We start from the raw sequence: 20,312 nt of genomic DNA on the forward strand, positions 1-20,312 counted from the left end.
GAGACCGCTATGTCCTTTTCCCGCATCTACGAACAGGCCGTTCTTCAGAAAGGCGGCGAGAGCGAGGTTCTCGCACGGCTGCCGAGAGTGGCGGCACCCGGCGAGCTTGAGGCTCTTGGTGACGATCGATACCTTTCGGAAATCACCCGGTGCATCTTCAAGGCCGGTTTCGTCTGGCGGGTGATCGAAAACAAATGGCCCAAGTTTGAAGAGGCGTTCGAAGGTTTTGTACCGCTTTACTGGCAGCAGGTTCCTCCCGAAGTGCTTGAGCGTTTGGCGGGCGACGAGCGGATCGTCAGGAACGCTCAGAAAATTCAGACCGTTCCCGAAAATGCGCGGATGATTGTCGATGCCTCCCGGGAACACGGCAGCTTTGGCAAGTTCCTCGCCGATTGGCCCAGCAGTGACCAGGCCGGCCTGCTGATGTGGCTTAAACGCAACGGAGCGAGGCTCGGTGGCAACAGCGCCCAGTACTTTTTGCGGCGAGTGGGTTGGGACGGCTTTATCCTTTCACGGGATGTTATTGCCGCGCTGCATAGGGAAGAGGTTTTGGATGCCTCACCCACCAGCAAGAAAGGGCTTATGCAGGCGCAGGAAGCGTTTAATCTCTGGCATGAGGAGAGTGGCCTGCCCTACAGCCACCTCTCGAGAATCCTCTCGTTTACTATCGACTGATCTTGTCACGCGATTTCATTACCTCTTGTTTATTTAATGATAATTGTTATCATTCGCCTCCGCATTAACAACGAAGGCGTATTTTTGTATGATAGTCATTCGCTCCCGACGCTGCAGCTCTGCAGCACTGGTTTCACTCCTCGGCGCAAGCTCTCTGGCCATGGCGCAATCGCAAACCAACGACGCGACCACACTCGAAGCTCTCGATGTGGTTTCTGATGCGATTACCGCTCCGGACTATATGCCTCTGGAAAAAACGCCGGCCGTTGGAAAACTGAACGTTCCGGTTGAAGAGCAACCCTATTCGGTCTCAATCGTCGATCGCAGCTTCATCGAAGATTCCGGCGCCAAGAACATCCAGGACGCCCTGCTCTACACCCCAGGGGTTAACGCGGGCAACTTCGGTTTTGACACCCGAATCGATTCCGCAAAAGTGCGTGGAGTAGACGCCGGCCGCTACCTGGATGGCTTGCGTCAGATCTACGGTTCCTACAACACCGTCCGCACCAATGTGTACGCCCTTGAGAGCATCGAAGTGCTCAAGGGCCCCTCCTCCATGCTTTATGGCCAGAGCGATCTGGGCGGCATCATCAATGGGGTATCCAAGCTCCCGGAAGAGGAACAGGGCGGCGAGATCTGGGCCCAGTACGGCACGTTTAATCGTAAGCAGCTGGCCGTGGATGTAACCGGCCCCGTCAACGAGAGCGGTGATTTGCTGTACCGTTTTATCGCACTGGGACGCGATAGTGACACCCAGGTGGATTATGTGGAAGACGATGGCTACGTGCTCGCCCCTTCCCTGACCTGGCGCGCAACCGATGACACAAGCGTTACCCTGCTCCTCAACCGCCAGGAGAACAAAGGCCAGGTATCCGCTCAGTTCCTGCCACAGGCCGGCACCCTGGAGCCAGGATCGCAAGGGTTTATCGGCTCTGAGCGATTCGTTGGGGAGCCAGGATGGGATCGTTATGATCGGGAGAAGACCGAAGCTACCCTGTTTGTTGATCATCAACTGAATACCAACTGGGCGCTTTCCGCCACTGCTCGCTACAGCCGCTCCAGTACCGAAAACCGCGAACACTGGATAACCATTCCAAGCGTTCCCGACGCCAATGGCGAAGTGCCGCGTACCATTTACACGGCAGATGCTGAAACCCGCATTTTCAACATGGACGCTCGCCTTGAGGGTGATGTTGAGCTGGGCATGACCCGCCATCGTCTGATTATCGGCGCCGACCGCCAGGACGCGCTCTGGAAACAGGACAATTACTTTTACGGTTATGGCCTGGGTGGCACCTTCGATGTATATGATCCACAGTACGGCAACCTGAACGACGGTGCCATCAATCCGACCGACCGGCCGGACAACGAGATTGAGCAAATCAGCCTCTACATTGCCGATCACATCGAGATCGGCAACGTCGTCGTGTCGGCCGGCCTTCGCCACGACTGGGCCGAGAACCGCCGCCTGGCCGTCTCCGGATCAGATACCGTCAGCGACGAGGAGGCCACCACTGGTCGGGCGGGCTTGATGTACCGATTCGAAAACGGGATCTCCCCATACATCAGCTACGCTGAAGCCTTCAGCATGAACCTCGGTACCGATGGCACCGCCGCGGCCAACACACTGGAACCCACCACCGGCGACCAACAGGAAGCGGGCGTGAAGTACGTGTCCCAGGACCAGTCCCTTGGCATTACTGCAGCCTACTTCGATATTACCCAGGAGAACCGGATCAGCGACGGCAGCACCCCCGGAGGTGTTGAGCAGACCGGCGCGGTGATCGACGGCTGGGAGCTGCAGGTGAACAAGCGGTGGCAGCGTTTCGAAACCCAACTGGCCTACACCGATCTGAATGCCAGGGATGACGCCTCTGGCAACCGGCTCCCCTATGTGGCCGAGCGTCAGGCTTCCTGGTGGAACCAGCTCTACATCGCCAACAACTGGCGGGTCGGTGCCGGGGTGCGCTACGTGGGTGACAACGTTGGCTCAGGAGGCGGGCCCGTCGTTCCTTCCGTTACCCTCTACGACGCCATGATTGGCTACACCTGGCAGAACTGGGACTTCACCGTAGATGCCAAAAACCTGGCCGATGACGAGTACATCACCTGGTGCCGCTCCGAAGGCGCAGACTGCGGCTACGGCGAGCGGCGCACTGTGAATGCAAACGCCAAATATCGTTTCTAAAGCTTCATCCTGACGTCTCTGGTCGCCGCAGCCTGAAAACCGCTGCGGCGATCAGCTCTTCTTTTTTTTCTTCTTTTGGGCCTTCTCGTACAACTCGCGCAATGCTTTGGGATTCTTTCCTTTACCCGAGCCGTGAGACTCCAGGATACGCGTCCAGATCGCCTGCTTCTGGTCAGGAGAGAGCTGCTTCCACTCCTTTTTTTCTTGCCTGGTTCGGCCACAGGCTTTACAGATGGCCCTCTTGTTAAACTCGCAGACGTCAATGCAGGGCTTCTTGGTGACGGGCTCCATGGACTCTGGCTTCCCCTTTTGCAAAATAAGTGGCTTAGTCCAAGGCTGAGGGCTGCAGCCCCCGGATACAAGGCGTTGGGCCCGTGGAAAACCGAGACGACAGGCTAATACGGTATATACGCTTCCTCATCACCCACGACTTTCTCGAACCGCCCTGCCCGCCAGTCTTCTCTGGCTGTACCTATACGGGCCTTGCTAGAAGAGACGAAGTTCCACTCGATAAAACGCTTGCCCAGCGGCTCACCGCCAATCACGGCAATCCGGGTATCCTCTGTGGCGGTAATGGCAACACCGGGCTGTCGGGAAAAGATCGTCATGCTGTGGGTAGGCAGCTCAGAGCCATGGGCTCGCAGGGCGCCACTGGCAACGTAGACGGCGCGCTCAGGCGCCTGGGGTAATGCCAGGGTCTGACCGGTTTTAAGGGTGGCTTCAAGGTACAGGGTTTCGCTGAACTTGAGCACCGGCGAAGTGACTCCGTAAGCACTGCCGATCATGACTCGAACCGGCACGCCGTCTATCTCAACCGCGGGGATGTCATCCTCTGGATAGTGGTGAAACGCTGGCGCAGTTTCTTCGTGCTCTTGCGGCAGGGCCAGCCAGAGCTGGAGCCCATGCAAGCGGTGATCCGTTGCGGTGATCTCAGGACGCTCCCGCTCGGAATGGGCGATACCGCTGCCGGCCACCATAAGATTGATATCTCCGGGCCGGATTGGCTGGTAGCTGCCAACGGAATCCCGATGCAGTATCTCGCCCTCAAACAGGTAGGTAACAGTGGCAATACCAATATGGGGATGCGGCAGTACGTTGAGACCCTGGCCAGCCGGAAATTCCGCCGGGCCCATTTCGTCAAAGAATACCCAGGGGCCTACCATTTTCCGCTTCGCGGTTGGCAACAGCCGACGTACGGAGAAGCCGCCCAGATTGGCAACCCGGGGGCTCAAAATGGTTTCGATGGCGCTGCACGGCGCATCGGCCGAATCACAGTTCTGTTCAACAGTATTCATCAGATTGCTCATGCATCGCTCCCGTTTTGCCCCGACTCTGTCACCCGGTTTCCTGAATCTATTATAGAAGCCGGAATCTTTCTCCGGGCACCGATATTCATCCTGGCCATTCCGCAACCGCTATAGTTACCGTAAGCAATTCAAGCAATCGCAACAGTCTGGGGCCTTGAGTGTTTCCATCACTGACTACCGGCATCATAGCTTTTGCCATCGCATCCGTCGTTATTGTGACAGCCGGCAGCCGACTTGCGCGGGTCGCCGATGAACTGGCTGATCGCACAGGTCTGGGCGAGGCGTTGTTCGGCATCTTTCTGCTGGCCGGGGTAACCTCACTGCCCGACTTCGCCGCCACGCTGAGCGCGGCCATGGATTCAAGGCCGGATCTGGCCATGAGCAATGTCATGGGCAGCATGGCTGCGAACCTGGTGTTTCTGGGCATTGCAGACATCATGTACCGGAAGGCCAACCTGGAGCACGCAGCTGCATCTTCCACCAACCTGATGCTGGCCGCGTTGTTGATCGTTCTGCTGGCTTTGCCGCTACTGGCAATTGCGAGTCCACCAGTTTCCCTCTGGGGAATACACCCAATCACACCCGTGATTACCGCAGCGTATTTGTTCGGGCTTCACCTGGTTCGCACAACAGACAGTATACCCATGTGGTTTCCCCGACTGACCCGCCAGACCGTTCCCGACAAGCCTGGTCATTATCTTCGCGGCGGTCTTGCCCAGGCCTGGGTCACTTTCATTATTCTGGCTGCAATTACAGGCATAGCTGGATGGGTACTGATGGAAGGGGCCAAAGTGATCAGTGACGAAACGGGCCTGTCCGATACCCTGATTGGCGGCCTGTTTACCGCGCTCGCTACCTCCTCACCCGAGCTGGTCACCACCATTGCTGCCATCCGCAGGAACGCGCTGACCCTGGCGGTAAGCAATATATTCGGCACCAACTGTTTTAATATGCTGGTGATCGCTTCAGCCGATGTGGGCTACCCTGGCGGTTCCATCTATCACGACATTACCCCGATACAGATGACCTGGGGGCTTGTCAGCATACTGATGACAGCCACGTTGTTAATGGGAATGGTCCGGCGCCAACGCTATGGAATTGGCAAGATCGGGTTTGAAAGCGCCCTGATGCTCTCGGTCTATGCAGTGGCGCTGATTATCGTGACAATTAGCGGATAATAAGGAGATTACCCATGAAAACGATTGGCCTTCTCGGCGGCATGAGCTGGGAATCCACCCAAACCTACTACCGACTCCTCAACGAGGGGGTCAAAGGCCGACTGGGCGGGCTGCATTCGGCGAAGCTGGTGCTCTTCAGCGTGGATTTCGCCGAGATCGAAGCGCTTCAACACAAAGGTGATTGGCCCGCTACTGCCGACATTCTTTCCGACGCCGCCTTGTCATTGCAGAGGGCCGGCGCGGATTTCCTGGTGATCGGCACCAACACTATGCACAAGGTTGCTCCTGAAATTGAACAGGCGATCGAGATCCCGTTGCTACACATAGCAGATGCCACAGCTCAGGTGCTGAAGAATGATGGAATCAACCGGGTAGGCCTGCTGGGCACGCGATTTACCATGGAACAGGCGTTCTACAGGGACCGACTGGAGGCCGCCGGTATCGACGTTCTCACGCCGGATGAAATCCAGCGGGACGAGGTGCATCGTGTTATCTACGAGGAGCTTTGCCTGGGAGAGATCAAGCCGGACTCGCGCGACATCTACCTCGATATTGTCAGCTCGCTTTCCGAGCGCGGCGCGCAGGCGGTGATCCTGGGCTGCACCGAGATCGGCTTGCTGATCAAGCAGGCGGATACCGGGGTTCCCCTCTACGACACCACGGAGATTCACGCAGCTCAGGCCGTCGAGCTGGCGTTACATCATCCGTAGAAGACCGACCAAGACGAACGCCTGCAAAAACTGGATAATGGCCGCCATTAAAAACCATGGCGCGCCAAATTCTCCGATCCAGGACTCTCTGCAATGGAAATCAACGTCAACTTTCTCGAGAACCTCAGACTTGAAGCCAAGTTTGACGATTTCACGGTCGTAACGGACCAGCCGATTCGCTACAAGGGCGACGGCTCGGCGCCCAGCCCGTTCGATTACTTCCTGGCGTCCTCTGCCCTGTGTGCGGCCTACTTTGTTCGGGTTTACTGTCTCGCGCGGGACATTCCCACCGAGAACATCCGCCTGTCCCAGAACAACATCGTGGACCCGGAGAATCGCTACAACCAGATCTTCAAGATTTCCGTGGAGCTGCCCGAGGACATTTCGGAGAAAGACCGCCAGGGCATCCTGCGCTCGATCGACCGCTGCACCGTGAAAAAAGTGGTCCAGACCGGCCCGACCTTCGAGATTGAAACCGTCGAGAACCTGGACGCGGACGCCCAGGCACTGCTGATGACCCAGCCGGAAGGCGGCACCCAGACCTTTATCGAAGGCAAGGACCTGCCCCTGGAGCAGACCATCGCCAACATGACTGGCATCCTTGAAGACTTGGGCATGAAGATCGAGATTGCCTCCTGGCGGAACATTGTGCCGCACGTGTGGTCCCTGCACATTCGCGATGCTGCCTCACCCATGTGCTTCACCAATGGCAAGGGAGCTACCAAGGAAAGCGCCCTGTGCTCTGCCCTGGGCGAATTTATCGAGCGGCTCAGCTGCAACTTTTTCTACAACGATCAGTTCTTTGGTGAGGACATCGCCAACAGCGACTTCGTCCACTACCCGAACGAAAAGTGGTTCAAGCCGGGCCCCAACGACGAGCTGCCGGAAGGTATTCTGGATGACCACTGCCTCGCCATCTACAACCCGGACGGCGAGCTTGGCGGCTCCAATCTGATTGATACCAACTCCGGCAGAGCCGACCGGGGCATTGTCTCCCTGCCCTACGTGCGAAAATCGGATGGCGAGGTGGTGTATTTCCCCTCCAACCTGATTGAGAACCTGTTTCTCAGCAACGGCATGAGTGCGGGCAATACCCTGAACGAAGCACAGGTTCAGTGTCTGTCGGAGATTTTCGAACGGGCGGTAAAGAAGCAGATTATCGAAGAGGAAATTGCCCTTCCGGACGTGCCCCGGGAGGTACTGGAAAAATACCCGGACATCCTGGAAGGCATTGAAGCCCTGGAAGCCCAGGGTTTCCCGACTCTGGTAAAGGACGCCTCCCTCGGCGGCCAGTTCCCGGTAATGTGCGTTACCCTGATGAACCCGCGAACGGGCGGCGTGTTCGCCTCTTTCGGCGCTCACCCGAGCTTTGAAGTGGCCCTTGAGCGAAGCCTGACCGAACTCCTGCAGGGCCGCAGCTTCGAGGGCCTCAATGATGTGCCGGCGCCCACCTTCAACAGCCTGGCAGTGACCGAGCCAAACAACTTTGTGGAGCACTTCATCGACTCTACCGGCGTTGTTTCCTGGCGGTTTTTCAGCGCCAGGTCCGATTATGATTTCGTTGAATGGGATTTTTCCGGCACCAACGCCGAGGAAGCCGAGTGTCTGTTCGGTATCCTCGAGGAACTGGGCAAGCAAGTGTATGTCGCCGTTTACGAGGAACTGGGCGCGCCGGTCTGCCGAATCCTGGTTCCAGGCTATTCCGAGGTGTATCCGGTGGAAGACCTGATCATGGACAACACCAACATGGCTTTGGACTATCGGGAAGACATCCTCAACCTGCACCGCCTGGACGATGAGCAACTGGCCGATCTGGTGGAACGCCTGGAAGCCAGCCAGCTGGACAACTACATGACGATCATCACCCTGATCGGCGTGGAGTTCGATGAAAACACCATCTGGGGCCAACTCACGATCCTTGAGTTGAAGATCCTGATCTGCCTTGCCCTGCAGTGGCATGAAGAAGCCCTGGAATTCGTCGACATGTTCCTTCAGTTCAACGACAACACCGTTGAGCGCGGTCTGTTCTACCGAGCCATGTATGCGGTTCTCGAAGTCACCCTTGACGACGAAATGGAGCTGGACGACTACATCACCAACTTCACCCGCATGTTCGGCGAGGAAACCATGGAAGCTGTTGTTGGCTCAGTGGATGGCAGCGTTCGTTTCCACGGCCTGGAAGCCACGAACATGCAACTGGATGGGCTGGAGAAGCATCAGCGGTTGATCGAGAGCTACCGGAAGCTGCACGCGGCGCGTGCAGCCAGGGCGGGCCTGCAGCAGTAATCGGACGCCGAGCGAGCCGCGCCGCATTGGCGGCGCGGTCAGTCCTGATCCACACTTGATCATTACAAGTAGCCTATTTGCGTTTAATGCCCGTACACCCTTGTACATTTGTGGCATACGCCAAACAAGGAGCCTTGCAATGAGCAATCCGGTGATCGCTGATAACAAGCCCAAGAAAGTCAGCCTGAAAAAAGGCGAGGAATACGCCTTCTGCGTTTGTGGCCGTTCCAACAACCAGCCGTTCTGCGACGGTTCCCACGGAGATACGGGGTTCAAGCCCAAGGTCTTCAAGGCCGAAAAAGACGAAGAGGCGGTTCTGTGCCAGTGTAAACAGACCGGAAGCGCGCCTTATTGTGACGACACTCACCAGCAGTTCAGCGATGACCAGGTTGGCAAGGAGGCGCCGGAGTCAGGCGATGATGGCGACGAGGAATCCGGTGATGCGCCGAAGGCCAAATCCACCAAAGAAGAACCCACCGTTGAATTTATTCATCAGTTGGCCCGTGAGGGGCTGAGCAGTATGGGCCACCATGGTCCGACAACTGCCATGGGCGTGCCCCGCCACACCCTGCCCCACTGGGACGACCTCCAACTGATGGTGGCGCAGATGGCCAGTAAGCCGCTGGCAGACGACGCCGACGTCTCGACCGAACTGGTAATCGGGCCTGAAGCCCGCAAGCCACTGACACTGAGCATGCCGCTATTCGTTTCCGACATGAGCTTCGGCGCGTTGTCGGAGGAGGCCAAGATTGCCCTCGCTCGTGGCGCCGAGCTAGCCGGCACCGGCATCTGCTCTGGCGAGGGCGGCATGCTGCCCGAGGAGCAACAGGAAAATTCCCGATACTTCTACGAGCTGGCCAGCGCCAAGTTCGGTTACAAGGAAGAATTGCTCAAGAAAGTGCAGGCGTTTCACTTCAAGGGTGGCCAGGGCGCCAAGACCGGCACCGGTGGCCATTTGCCGGGCAACAAGAACACCGGCAAGATCTCAGAGGTGCGCAATATTCCTGAGGGCGAACCGGCCAACTCCCCACCCACTTTCGACGATTTGCGCTCAGTTGAGGATTTCCAGCGCTTCGCCAGCCATGTTCGGGAAGTCACCGGAGGTATTCCCGTGGGCTTCAAGCTGAGCGCCAATCACATCGAGCGGGATGTGCAATTCGCCCTGGATGCCGGCGCCGACTACATCATTCTCGACGGCCGTGGCGGCGGCACCGGTGCTGCACCCGAGATCTTCCGTGATCACATCAGTGTGCCCACCATTCCTGCCCTGGCGCGTGCGCGGCGCTATCTGGATGACCGCGGTGCAAGCGGACGGGTCACATTGATCGTTACCGGTGGCCTGCGGGTCCCTATCGATTTTGTGAAGGCCATGGCGCTGGGCGCTGACGGTATTGCCGTTGCCAACAGTGCCATGCAGTCCATCGGCTGTGTTGCAGCCCGTATCTGTAACACCAACAATTGCCCGGCAGGCATTGCGACCCAGAACAAGGACCTGCGCCAACGGTTGAACGTCGACCAGTCTGCCAAACAGCTGCAGAACTTCCTTGAGGCCTCTGTCTCACTGATGCAGGTGATGGCACGAGCCTGTGGCCACGACAGCCTGAGCAAACTGAACATAGATGACCTGTCCACCTGGCATCGGGAGATGGCCCTGCTCAGCGGCGTTCGCTACGCCGGTGTGCTTGATCCTTCTGCCTGAGGTGCTTCTTGGCTGGCCGCCAGGACTCGAACCCGTTCGAAGTCCTCCTCGGTGAACACACCGTTCACCCCGGAAATGGCGGCCAGCTTCATGCCATGCTTCAGCCCCAGCTTGTAAATCTCCCGCACTTTTTCCCACTCGATATTCCGCCCGAGAGTGAAGTTCTCGAAACGCGCTTCCAGAGCAAGCACGATGGTTTCCGCCAGGCAGGCATAGGCGATGCCTTTCGGAAGCCCGATGTCTTTCATATGCACTTCACCCGGTAGCTGAATCTCGCCAGATTCGATCACCAGCACATCCGGCCGCTTGGCGACATCCTCCGCCGGGATATCCAGTGGGCGGGCAACGTCGGTTATGACGCAGCCCGGCTTCACTTTCATGATATCCAGGATACGTTTGCCGGCCCCGGAGGTGGCGGTCACGATCATGTCCATGTCGGCCAGATCGCGTTCGGCAGAGCCGGCAACATGTACGATGGCACCCGGCGTTTCCTGTTCGATGCTTTCCTTGAGAGCCAGCAGTTTGGCCGGCTCCGGTGCCGCCAGATAAATCTCGTCCACAGCCTTGGCCAGCAATCTGGCGCAGACCGACCCGATAGCACCCGTAGCGCCCACCACCATAGCCTTGCCGGCCGCTTTGCCACTGGGGCCAATACTCACCCGCCCTATTTTCTTCATGGCGTCATGGGCCGCCCACAGGGCACCCGATGCGCTGTAGCTGTTGCCGGTCGTGATCGGCAGCGGCGCCCGCTTGGCCACCGTTATACCGGCATCACCCACGACCTTGGTAAACGCACCCAGGCCCATGATCTGGGCGCCGAGTTTCTTGGCCAGTTTGGCCGCCTGCAGCAACCGGGCGTAGGTAAATTCCGGCCCGTGGGCCATGATTTCCCGAGGAGTGCCACCAACGGTAATGAGCCAGCCCTCCACCTCATCGCCATTGGGTGACCGGATTCCGGATACCTTGGAGTAGATGAACGGTGGCGAATACGCGATGGCCTTTTCCACCAGGTTCATCACCACAGGCGGTGAGACATTGGCAACCCAGTCCAGGGGCGGTGTTTTGGTGAGGTATTGCTGCGACAGGGGATGAATGACAAACGCAAACCGGTTAACCCGGCGATAACCGTTCGGGTAAAGGATTCGCGGCTCAATCTCCAGGCTCTGAATAACATCCAGATAGTCATCGGGGCCCAACTGGTCCGGCGTCCTGGAAAGCGCCGCACTGATCATCGCCTCCATCACATTCACGCCAACGGGGCGGCCCTCCAACCAGGGACTGTAATCCACTACCATGGCAACCTTGCGCGAACGCATCCAGTCCATGGCCGCGTCCGTTACCCGCGAGGTAATCACGGTTTTTCCATCCAGCTCTTTCGCCGTGAAGTTCTCCAGGTCGCCTATCGAAGCCACGATGACATGAGCCTCGGAGACCGCGTGATGGAGCGAACCTTTCACCAGGTTCTCACCCAAGCGATACAGCGGTGTTCGGAGAATGGTTTCAACCGCTTTCACCGCCGCAGGCCTGAACATGATGGGTGCAGTAAGCGAGGTATAGGTTTCCAGCTGTTTCAGGGAAGTCAGCAGCCTGGGCACTCCGAAATCCGTGTAAGGATCGGCAAAGAAGAGATTCTCGGTATGTTCGGAAAGGGCCCTGGCAATCCGGTAACCGGCCTGCCCATTCAAGAAGAGCACCCGGGCATTGTCGAAGAAATGCCCGAGCTCAGACTGGGTATGACGCACAGCCCATTCCTGCAGGATAGCCCGCAACCCGGCACCGGTGGTTACCGGCTTATCCGGCACACAGGCCTCAAGGCGGGCAGTATCCGGGTGTTCAAGCTGCTCCCGGCCCACCTCGTAATGATCGTGTACCATGCTCAGACCGATGGCATCTGCCTGCGGATGCACGGACTCCAGAACCGCCTCGGCCCGGGAAAGATCGCCGTCCGTACCGATCCGGATAATCCGGAAAGGCTGCCCAAGAAACGACGTCTCGATATCATAATCGTACTCACCAGATCCCTGGCTGACACTGACAACGGTTTTCATATTCAGGTCTTCCCGTTTTCCTGTTGTTATCATTTACAGCCTAATTCAGGAGATCGGTTTCTGCCTTAGCGCAGATCAAATTCCAGACCGCTATTCAACGTCTACAATAGAGTGGCGGGCCGAACGACCATCAGACTTTCAAGGATCAACCAGGAGCTCACCATGACCATTCAGGAAGAACTCAACTCTACCGTCCGGGAACTGGTTCAGCCCGGCAAGGGAATTCTCGCCGCGGATGAAAGCCACCCGACCATTGCCAAGCGTTTCAAGGCCGTTGGCGTGGAGTCGAGCGAAGATATGCGCCGGGAGTACCGAAGCCTTATTTTCTCGGCTTCCGGGCTCGGAGAATTCATCAGCGGGGTCATTCTGTTTGAAGAGACTCTCGGCCAGCAGAGCCTGGATAATGTTCCCATGCCAAAGCTGCTGGCCAGCAAAGGAATTGTGCCGGGCATCAAGGTAGACAAGGGCAAAGGCCCTCTTGTGAATGCCCCCGGTGATGAAATCACCTTTGGCCTGGATGGTCTGGAGGACCGCCTGGAAATCTACAAAAACCAGGGGGCCCGGTTCGCCAAGTGGCGGGATGTGTTCCATATATCGGACACCCTGCCCTCACGGCAGGCGATCGAGGCGAATGCCGAGGTTCTCGCCCGCTATGCGGCGATCTGCCAGTCGCTGGGTATCGTGCCGATCGTTGAGCCGGAAGTACTGATTGATGGCAACCATTCCATCGAGCGCTGCGCGGAAGTCAGCGAGGCGGTGATTCGGGAGGTGTTCCACGCCCTTTACCGACACAAGGTGGCACTGGAATACATGATCCTCAAACCCAGCATGGTGACGCCGGGCAAGGAAAGCCCGAAGGCATCCCCGGAAGCCGTGGCGACAGCGACTCTCGATGTTTTTCGCAGGGCGGTACCGGCTGCGGTACCCGGCATTTTCTTCCTCTCGGGCGGCCAGACACCGGAAGAAGCCACTCTCAATCTGAACGCCATGAACAGCATGGGCGCGCAGCCCTGGGAGTTGAGCTTCTCTTACGGACGGGCTTTGCAGGAACCGGCACAGAAGGCCTGGGCCGGCAATCTGGACAATGGTCCGGAGGCTCAGGCAGCAATGCTGAAGCGGGCCCGCCTGAACGGTGCCGCTCGCGCGGGCCATTACCGACCGGAGATGGAAGACTGACCGGCAACAGCCCTGCGTGCCCGAGTTCCCTTAGTTGCAGCCGGAGACGCAGCTCGCCATGCCATTGAACGCCATGGTGCTGCCACTGAGGGGCACATGAACCGGCACTGTCACTGAATCCCGGAACAGAGCCGTGCGCGTTCCTTCCTGCACCATGCCACCGGAGGTCGCAGGTTCGTTGGCGTGGGAGGCGATAACCGCCTTCGGTTGCACGAGGTCATTCATTACGTAGGCGGCCTGTTTCGGTCCGGTGGTGAACGTATCACCGATGTTCATCACCACAAGCCCCGCACCGTAGTGATCCTTCACGACCAGCCTTTGCTCGGCAGTAATGCCAGTGTCACCGGACAGGTAGACCACCAGGCCGTTGGAGAACCTGAGCACGTAGCCCGTGGGTGGTCCGACACTGGCGCCAACACCCGCGGCAGCCAGATACTCTGCCAGTGGCCCGGTGAGGAACGAAGGCGATACGCCATTGCTGTGCACAGCCGGCACGGTCGTAATTGCCACGCCGCCAACCTCACGCTCGCCACCGAACCGAACCAACAGCGAGTTTGCAGGATCACCGCCGGCATCTTTCAGCTTGGCAGCAAAGAAGGCGGGCATTTCGCTACCCGTAACAATTTTTGAACCGTGTTTTACCGCAATATCAACAGTATTGGATTGTGGCAATGTTGAAACGCCGGTGTCCGGAGATCCGCACGTGCCCTGATTGGTCTTGCTGATACGCTGATCACCCACATGGTCCCCATGCATGTGGGAAACCAGAACAACATCAATTTTGCCCAGTCGGGGATCATCCGGACCGGCGACCGTTCTGCCGGCGTCATAGAGAATTCGGGTGCCATTAGGATCTTCAAAGACCAGCGCCCGGTCCCGGCCACAGAACTCTCCATCGTGGCTACCCAGGGGTGTGACTTTCACCACGTGGTCGTCGGCGGCAGCCGGCATAGCGGCGCCGAATAGCATACAGACAGACACTCCGGCAAAGGCCATCGTGTTGCGCAAACCTGCTCTGAACATGTTGTTCGTCCTCCCACTCGTTTTTTATTGGTACCGGTATTGATACGAACGACAATCCCGTTGATACCAGTTTAGGCGGCGGGAAGTTCAACGCGTGGGGATTGAATGGGTGCGCTTGAATAAGGATCAGGCAGCGCGGGAGTCCGTCAGGATAACCCGCTGTTCCAGGCATGCCAGCATGGGCGCCACCTGACGGATTTTGCGGGCCTCGGGCCAGAGCGCCTCTGCCTCGGCGAAACCCTGGCGGAGAAAGTTAAGCCATTGTTTGATTCGACCGGTCACATAGCGGTCCTCAAGCCATCCCTGCAGAACCGTAGCGTACTCACGAACCAGGGCGACAGCTTCCGGCCAGGTCATATCCGGCACCGTTTCGCCCTGCTGGCTGGCCTTGATCTGCCGGGCGAGGTCTGGTCGGGCGATCAAGCCACGCCCAATCATCACGTCATCGCAGCCGGACACCTCACGGCAACGCCAGTAGTCCGCGACACTCCAGATTTCGCCATTGGCAATTATGTGGGTTTTGACAGCTTCCCGGGCCCGGGCGATTTCCTCCCAATAGGCCGGCGGCTTATACCCGTCTACTTTGCTGCGGGCATGAATGACAATCTCTGCCGCGCCTGCCGCTTCCAATGCCTGGGCACAAGCCACACCCATGGATCGGTCGTCATACCCCAGCCGCATTTTGGCTGTGACCGGCACATGCGCTGGCACAGCCTGACGCACATCAGCCACGATCTCATGCATAAGCTCCGGCTCGCGCATCAACACACAGCCACCCTTGTGCTTGTTGACCGTTTTGGCCGGGCAACCAAAGTTGATATCCACCTGGGTGGCGCCGAGTTCAGCCGCACGCACGCCGTGGCGCGCCATCTGGTGAGGGTCTGAACCCAGCAGCTGAACGGCAACGGGGGTGCCCACTTGAGTGAGCGACCGGTTGTACAATTCGGGGGCGTATTTGTAGAACACTCTCGGTGGCAGCATGCCATGGGTGACACGAACGAATTCCGTTACGCAACGGTCGATGCCGCCTACCCCGGTAAGGGTTTCACGGATGGGTGCGTCAACCAGCCCTTCCATTGGGGCGAGAATGATGCGCATGAGTGCTCCAGCAATTACAGGGTCTGTTCGGGGTGAGACTGATCAAAAATCACACGGAGCGGATTGTAAGGAATTTGGCGGGAAGTTGATAGACGGACACCCCGAAACCGGGGTGTCCAATCGCTTGCTTACAGGTCTTATTCGACGTCGAACCGGTCGGCGTTCATGACCTTGCTCCAGGCTGCAACGAAGTCTTTCACGAACTTCTCTTCGTTGTCGTCCTGGGCATACACTTCTGCGTAGGCACGCAGGATCGAGTTGGAACCGAACACGAGATCAACACGGGTCGCAGTGAACTTGGTATTGCCACTGTTGCGATCCACGATGTTGTACGAGTTCTTGCCAGTCGGCTCCCAACGATTCGACATATCAGTCAGATTGACGAAGAAATCATTGGTCAACTGGCCAACGCGATCGGTGAATACGCCGTGCTTGGTGCCGCCGTAGTTGGTACCGAGCACCCGCATGCCACCCAGCAGGACGGTCATTTCAGGCGCTGTCAGTCCCATCAGTTGGGCACGATCCAGAAGCATTTCTTCCGGCTTGACCACGTAGTCCTTCTTCTGCCAGTTGCGGAAGCCATCCGCCAGCGGCTCCATCGGATCGAAGGATTCGGCATCCGTCATCTCGTCGGTAGCGTCACCACGTCCCTTCAAGAAGGGTACGTGAACCTCGTGGCCGGCTGCTTTGGCTGCCATCTCGATGCCAAGGTTACCGCCAAGCACGATAACGTCAGCAACGCTGGCGCCAGTGTCAGCCGAAATCTGCTCGTAAACCTTCAGCACCTTATCCAGACGATCGGGCTCGTTACCCTCCCAGTCCTTCTGGGGCGCCAGGCGAATCCGCGCACCGTTTGCACCACCACGCATGTCTGAGCCGCGGAAAGTACGGGCACTGTCCCACGCGGTGCAGATCAGCTCGTTCAGGCTCAATCCGGCCCCGGCAATCTTCTGCTTGACCACTTCCTCAATGTAATTGGTCTCGCCCTGGGGAACAGGATCCTGCCAGATCAGATCTTCATCAGGCACACCCGGTCCGATATAGCGGGACTTGGGCCCCATGTCGCGGTGGGTCAGCTTGAACCAGGCACGGGCGAAGCAGTCTTTGAAGTACTCGGGATCTGCCATGAACTTCTCGCAGATTGCGCGGTACTTCGGATCGACTTTCATTGCCATGTCGGCATCGGTCATCATCGGCTTGCGACGGACGGACGGATCAGTCGGATCAACCGGCATGTGCTCTTCTTTGATGTCGATCGGCTCCCACTGGTTTGCACCAGCCGGGCTCTTGGTCAGCTGCCACTCGTAGCCAAACAGCAGATCAAAGTAGCCCATGTCGAACTTGGTCGGATTCGAGGTCCAGGCACCTTCGATGCCAGAGGTAACCGCGTTGGTCGCCTTGCCGTCGAGGTTCGGGTTCATCCAGCCAAAGCCCTGGGTTTCAACGTCAGCCCCTTCCGGCTCCGGGCCGAGGGCATCGGCGTCGCCATTACCGTGAGCCTTGCCCACCGTATGGCCGCCAGCGGTCAGCGCTGCGGTTTCTTCATCGTTCATCGCCATGCGGGCAAAGGTCGTTCTCACCTGCTCCGCGGTCTTCTGCGGATCCGGCACACCGTTCACGCCCTCAGGATTCACATAAATCAGGCCCATTTGCACTGCAGCGAGCGGGTTCTCCATGGTGTCGGGCTTGTCGACGTCTTCATAACGGCTGTCAGACGGCGCCAGCCACTCTTTTTCCGCGCCCCAGTAGATGTCTTTTTCCGGATGCCAGATGTCCTCGCGGCCATAAGAGAAACCGAAGGTCTTCAGGCCAAACGACTCATAGGCAACATTACCGGCCAGGATAAACAGGTCGGCCCAGCTCACCTTGTTGCCGTATTTTTTCTTAAGCGGCCACAGAAGGCGGCGTGCCTTGTCGAGGTTGCCGTTGTCGGGCCAGGAGTTCAGCGGAGCGAACCGCTGGTTACCGGTGCCGGCACCACCACGACCGTCGGCCAGGCGATAGGTTCCAGCGGCGTGCCACGCCAGTCGAATCATCAGGCCGCCGTAATGCCCCCAATCGGCAGGCCACCATTCCTGACTGTTGGTCATCAGCTCGTGCATGTCTTTTTCGAGGGCTTCGTGATCAAGCTTTTTCACTTCTTCCCGGTAGTCGAAGTCTTCACCGAGAGGATTGGTTTTGCGGTCGTGCTGATGAAGGATGTCGAGATTGAGGTTCTCAGGCCACCAGCCAGCTACGTCGGCTTTTTCCTGAGTGTTTGAACCGTGCATTACGGGACACTTTCCGCCCGCACTGTTGTTGTCTGTCATTTTTCTCTCCTCATTGGGGTTGGCAAAACGACACTGCTTTGATTCAGGCACTTCTAACTATAGGACACACCCAATAATCTGCTCTGAGTATTTCTTATGTCCCGGATAGCGTGCGCCTATAGGATTTCCCGCAATGTTTGCGGGTTCTCTGCCTTACTGGGCACAAGCGTAATCACTTGAATATCTCGCCAGAATGTCTAAAAAGTCCGGCCATGCGATTGAACGACTGAGTGACATTACATTGGACATGGATCTGCTCCTGCCTAACGAGAACAGCTCCACCGTAGCGCGGGACCGATGGCGTAATACAATTAATTAAAAATAAATTTGTGAGAGTTTTTATTTATGGATGAAGCTCTGGTCGGTCAGAGCCGCTCAATGGATGAAAACTTGCCGGCTTCGTCAAAGACGATGCGGAAACTGCCGCGAATGCCATCGCGAAGATAAAAACGGGAGAGGATACGGGCCGGGAATCGGACAGAGCGTCCGTCCCGGGCCGTGGTGTGAACATCTGTGGCAACGCCCTGATAGAGCTTGATCCACTCATCAGGGCTGATGCTGATATCCACAATAATCTGCTGCATTGGCGATCAGTTCGCCAGTTCAAGCAGCAGGCGGTTCAGACGGGTGACATAGGCCCCGGGGTCCGGGAGTTGCTCACCGCTGGCCAGGGTGGCCTGGTCCAGGATAACCGCTGAGAGCTCGTTGAACCGCTCTTCGCCCTTCTCGCTTTCCAGTCGCTGGACCAGCGGATGATCAACATTGATCTCGAAGATCGGTTTGCTGTCCGGTACTTTCTGGCCGGCAGCTTCCATGATCTTCTTCATCTGGGCGCCCATATCGAAATCGCCTACCACCAGACAGGCCGGTGAATCGGTCAGGCGGTTGGTTACACGCACCTCCTGCACCCTGTCGCTCAGGGCATTCTTGATGCGCTCCAGAAGGTCCTTGTGCTCTTCAGCCGCCTCTTCCTTGTGCTTCTTGTCTTCCTCGGTCTCGACCTCGCCCAGGTCCAGGTCGCCACGGGCAACATCCTGCAACTGCTTGCCGTCGTATTCGCTGAGGTAACCCATCATCCACTCGTCGATGCGATCTGTAAGGATCAGCACCTCAATGCCCTTTTTGCGGAAGACTTCCAGATGCGGGCTGCTCTTGGCGGCTGTGAAGTTGTCGGCGGTGATGTAGTAAAGCTTTTTCTGCCCTTCCTTCATCCGGCCGATGTAATCATCCAGCGACACGTTCTGTGCGCTTTCACCGGTGTGAGTGGAGGCGAAGCGCAGCAGGCCGGCAATTTTCTCGCGGTTGCTGAAATCTTCCGCCGGGCCTTCTTTCAAGACCGTGCCGAACTCGCCCCAGAACTTCTGATACTGCTCGGAATCCTTCTTGGCCAGCTTGGACAGCATATCGAGGACCCGCTTGGTGAGAGCGGTGCGGATACTTTCCACGGTGCTGTCGTTCTGCAGGATCTCCCGTGACACGTTGAGGGACAGATCGTTGGAATCAATCACACCCTTGGCAAAACGCAGGTACAGCGGCAGGAACTGTTCGGCGTCGTCCATGATGAACACGCGCTGCACGTAAAGTTTCAGGCCACGGGGCGCTTCACGGTTGTACAGATCAAACGGTGCACGGGCCGGGATATACAGCAGGCTGGTGTAATCCAGCTTGCCTTCCACCTTGTTGTGGGACCAGGTGAGCGGGTCTTCAAAATCGTGGGCGATGTGCTTGTAGAACTCCTTGTACTCCTCGTCCTTGATCTCGGTACGGGGGAGTGTCCATAGCGCTGTCGCATCGTTAACGGTTTCGTACTCGTCCTTCTTCTCACCTTCGTCGGATTCAGCCTTCATGACAACCGGGAAGGAAATATGATCCGAGTACTTCTTCACCAGACTGCGCAGCTTCCAGCCGTTGGCGAATTCCTTGGCGTCTGGCTTCAGATGCAGGACGATCTGGGTGCCGCGGTTATCCAGATTGACCTGCTCGATGGAAAACTCACCGTCGCCCTTGGATTCCCAATGCACACCCTCTTCTGCAGGCGCACCCGCACGACGAGTGAATACATCCACCTTGTCGGCCACAATAAACGCCGAATAGAACCCAACACCGAACTGACCGATCAGCTTGCTGTCCTTCTTCTCATCGCCGGACAACTGCTGGAGGAATTCAGCCGTACCGGAACGGGCAATGGTGCCAAGATTCTGGATAACATCGTCACGGGTCATACCGATACCGTTGTCGGTGAGCGTGACGGTATTCGCCTCTTCGTCAAAATCCAGGCGAATCTTCAGCTCAGGATCGCTTTCATACAGGCTGTCGTCCTTCAGCGCTGCGAAACGCAGTTTGTCTTCGGCATCTGAAGCGTTGGAAATCAGCTCACGAAGGAAGATTTCCTTGTTGGAATACAACGAGTGAATCATCAGGTGAAGCAGTTGCTTCACTTCGGTCTGGAATCCAAGCGTTTCTTTATTGGCTTCAACCGTCATGGCGTTTTAGTCTCCTGAAACGAATAAACAGGCACGGCGTTGTGCCCGAGTTACCTCATAGTTTTGAGAGTGAGCGCGGAGGCCGTTCCGAAACCGTGCGGAGCCATGGATGGCGGAGCCGAGCGTACATGG

Annotated in this window: 15 protein-coding genes; 7 read left to right on the forward strand and 8 right to left on the reverse strand. The window is 57.5% G+C overall.

The window, feature by feature from the left end; genetic code table 11:
- Nucleotides 1-9: 9 nt before the first annotated feature.
- Nucleotides 10-675, forward strand: coding sequence for a DNA-3-methyladenine glycosylase I (locus MDHKLMBL_RS15505; RefSeq protein WP_053114974.1), 666 nt, complete (start codon nt 10-12; stop codon nt 673-675).
- A gap of 88 nt (nt 676-763) precedes the next feature.
- Nucleotides 764-2,863 (forward strand): TonB-dependent siderophore receptor, encoded by a 2,100-nt coding sequence (locus MDHKLMBL_RS15510; RefSeq protein ID WP_104271376.1) that lies wholly within the window; start codon nt 764-766, stop codon nt 2,861-2,863.
- Nucleotides 2,864-2,914: 51 nt separating this feature from the next.
- Here MDHKLMBL_RS15510 and MDHKLMBL_RS15515 read toward each other — a convergent pair whose 3' ends face one another.
- Nucleotides 2,915-3,154, reverse strand: coding sequence for a DUF1289 domain-containing protein (locus MDHKLMBL_RS15515; RefSeq protein WP_053114972.1), 240 nt, complete (start codon nt 3,152-3,154; stop codon nt 2,915-2,917).
- Between the two features lie 104 nt (nt 3,155-3,258).
- Nucleotides 3,259-4,170 carry a pirin family protein gene (locus tag MDHKLMBL_RS15520; protein WP_053114971.1) on the reverse strand — a complete coding sequence of 304 codons (912 nt, stop codon included), beginning with the start codon at nt 4,168-4,170 and terminating at the stop codon, nt 3,259-3,261.
- A 158-nt stretch (nt 4,171-4,328) separates the two neighbouring features.
- Here MDHKLMBL_RS15520 and MDHKLMBL_RS15525 point away from each other — a divergent pair, with 158 nt between their 5' ends.
- The 4 genes from MDHKLMBL_RS15525 to MDHKLMBL_RS15540 all read left to right on the forward strand — a co-directional run bounded on the left by MDHKLMBL_RS15525 (nt 4,329) and on the right by MDHKLMBL_RS15540 (nt 10,043).
- Nucleotides 4,329-5,348, forward strand: coding sequence for a sodium:calcium antiporter (locus MDHKLMBL_RS15525; RefSeq protein ID WP_104271378.1), 1,020 nt, complete (start codon nt 4,329-4,331; stop codon nt 5,346-5,348).
- Nucleotides 5,349-5,362: 14 nt separating this feature from the next.
- The gene (locus MDHKLMBL_RS15530) at nt 5,363-6,058 is read left to right on the forward strand and encodes an aspartate/glutamate racemase family protein (RefSeq protein WP_008171988.1); all 696 of its coding nucleotides are present in this window, start codon (nt 5,363-5,365) and stop codon (nt 6,056-6,058) included.
- Nucleotides 6,059-6,151: 93 nt separating this feature from the next.
- On the forward strand, nt 6,152-8,344 hold the full coding sequence (locus MDHKLMBL_RS15535; protein WP_104271381.1) for an OsmC domain/YcaO domain-containing protein: 2,193 nt from the start codon (nt 6,152-6,154) through the stop codon (nt 8,342-8,344).
- A 139-nt stretch (nt 8,345-8,483) separates the two neighbouring features.
- Nucleotides 8,484-10,043, forward strand: coding sequence for a glutamate synthase-related protein (locus tag MDHKLMBL_RS15540; protein ID WP_104271383.1), 1,560 nt, complete (start codon nt 8,484-8,486; stop codon nt 10,041-10,043).
- On the opposite strand, the gene MDHKLMBL_RS15545 is transcribed toward MDHKLMBL_RS15540, so the two are convergent.
- Nucleotides 10,013-12,091 (reverse strand): DUF8754 domain-containing protein, encoded by a 2,079-nt coding sequence (locus MDHKLMBL_RS15545; protein ID WP_104271385.1) that lies wholly within the window; start codon nt 12,089-12,091, stop codon nt 10,013-10,015. The genes MDHKLMBL_RS15540 and MDHKLMBL_RS15545 overlap by 31 nt on opposite strands.
- Nucleotides 12,092-12,253: 162 nt before the next feature.
- Here MDHKLMBL_RS15545 and MDHKLMBL_RS15550 point away from each other — a divergent pair, with 162 nt between their 5' ends.
- Complete coding sequence (locus tag MDHKLMBL_RS15550; RefSeq protein ID WP_008171996.1) at nt 12,254-13,267, forward strand: class I fructose-bisphosphate aldolase; 1,014 nt, start codon at nt 12,254-12,256, stop codon at nt 13,265-13,267.
- 30 nt (nt 13,268-13,297) lie between these two features.
- Here the strand turns inward: MDHKLMBL_RS15550 and MDHKLMBL_RS15555 are convergent, their stop codons facing one another.
- The 5 genes from MDHKLMBL_RS15555 to htpG form a co-directional block, all read right to left on the reverse strand.
- On the reverse strand, nt 13,298-14,290 hold the full coding sequence (locus MDHKLMBL_RS15555) for an MBL fold metallo-hydrolase (protein WP_241956258.1): 993 nt from the start codon (nt 14,288-14,290) through the stop codon (nt 13,298-13,300).
- 126 nt (nt 14,291-14,416) lie between these two features.
- Nucleotides 14,417-15,388, reverse strand: a complete 972-nt coding sequence (locus MDHKLMBL_RS15560) for a tRNA dihydrouridine synthase (RefSeq protein WP_104271387.1) — start codon at nt 15,386-15,388, stop codon at nt 14,417-14,419.
- 137 nt (nt 15,389-15,525) lie between these two features.
- Nucleotides 15,526-17,697 (reverse strand): catalase/peroxidase HPI, encoded by a 2,172-nt coding sequence (gene katG / locus MDHKLMBL_RS15565; protein ID WP_008172001.1) that lies wholly within the window; start codon nt 17,695-17,697, stop codon nt 15,526-15,528.
- Between the two features lie 365 nt (nt 17,698-18,062).
- Entirely contained in the window at nt 18,063-18,281 is a 219-nt protein-coding gene (locus tag MDHKLMBL_RS15570; RefSeq protein ID WP_092031786.1) for a DUF2835 domain-containing protein, read from the reverse strand.
- 6 nt (nt 18,282-18,287) lie between these two features.
- On the reverse strand, nt 18,288-20,180 hold the full coding sequence (htpG, locus tag MDHKLMBL_RS15575) for a molecular chaperone HtpG (RefSeq protein ID WP_104271389.1): 1,893 nt from the start codon (nt 20,178-20,180) through the stop codon (nt 18,288-18,290).
- Nucleotides 20,181-20,312: the final 132 nt, after the last annotated feature.

Origin of the sequence: Marinobacter flavimaris, from assembly GCF_002933295.1 — a bacterium.
Classification (GTDB): Bacteria; Pseudomonadota; Gammaproteobacteria; order Pseudomonadales; family Oleiphilaceae; genus Marinobacter; species Marinobacter flavimaris.

Excerpts from the sequence above, each read along its gene's own strand:
- katG (WP_008172001.1), bottom strand. The coding sequence starts at position 17,697 with ATGACAGACAACAACAGTGCGGGCGGAAAGTGTCCCGTAATGCACGGT.
- MDHKLMBL_RS15535 (WP_104271381.1), top strand. The coding sequence starts at position 6,152 with ATGGAAATCAACGTCAACTTTCTCGAGAACCTCAGACTTGAAGCCAAG.
- MDHKLMBL_RS15570 (WP_092031786.1), bottom strand. The coding sequence starts at position 18,281 with ATGCAGCAGATTATTGTGGATATCAGCATCAGCCCTGATGAGTGGATC.
- MDHKLMBL_RS15530 (WP_008171988.1), top strand. The coding sequence starts at position 5,363 with ATGAAAACGATTGGCCTTCTCGGCGGCATGAGCTGGGAATCCACCCAA.
- MDHKLMBL_RS15505 (WP_053114974.1), top strand. The coding sequence starts at position 10 with ATGTCCTTTTCCCGCATCTACGAACAGGCCGTTCTTCAGAAAGGCGGC.
- MDHKLMBL_RS15560 (WP_104271387.1), bottom strand. The coding sequence starts at position 15,388 with ATGCGCATCATTCTCGCCCCAATGGAAGGGCTGGTTGACGCACCCATC.
- MDHKLMBL_RS15540 (WP_104271383.1), top strand. The coding sequence starts at position 8,484 with ATGAGCAATCCGGTGATCGCTGATAACAAGCCCAAGAAAGTCAGCCTG.
- MDHKLMBL_RS15515 (WP_053114972.1), bottom strand. The coding sequence starts at position 3,154 with ATGGAGCCCGTCACCAAGAAGCCCTGCATTGACGTCTGCGAGTTTAAC.
- MDHKLMBL_RS15545 (WP_104271385.1), bottom strand. The coding sequence starts at position 12,091 with ATGAAAACCGTTGTCAGTGTCAGCCAGGGATCTGGTGAGTACGATTAT.
- MDHKLMBL_RS15510 (WP_104271376.1), top strand. The coding sequence starts at position 764 with ATGATAGTCATTCGCTCCCGACGCTGCAGCTCTGCAGCACTGGTTTCA.
- MDHKLMBL_RS15520 (WP_053114971.1), bottom strand. The coding sequence starts at position 4,170 with ATGAGCAATCTGATGAATACTGTTGAACAGAACTGTGATTCGGCCGAT.
- htpG (WP_104271389.1), bottom strand. The coding sequence starts at position 20,180 with ATGACGGTTGAAGCCAATAAAGAAACGCTTGGATTCCAGACCGAAGTG.
- MDHKLMBL_RS15555 (WP_241956258.1), bottom strand. The coding sequence starts at position 14,290 with ATGTTCAGAGCAGGTTTGCGCAACACGATGGCCTTTGCCGGAGTGTCT.
- MDHKLMBL_RS15550 (WP_008171996.1), top strand. The coding sequence starts at position 12,254 with ATGACCATTCAGGAAGAACTCAACTCTACCGTCCGGGAACTGGTTCAG.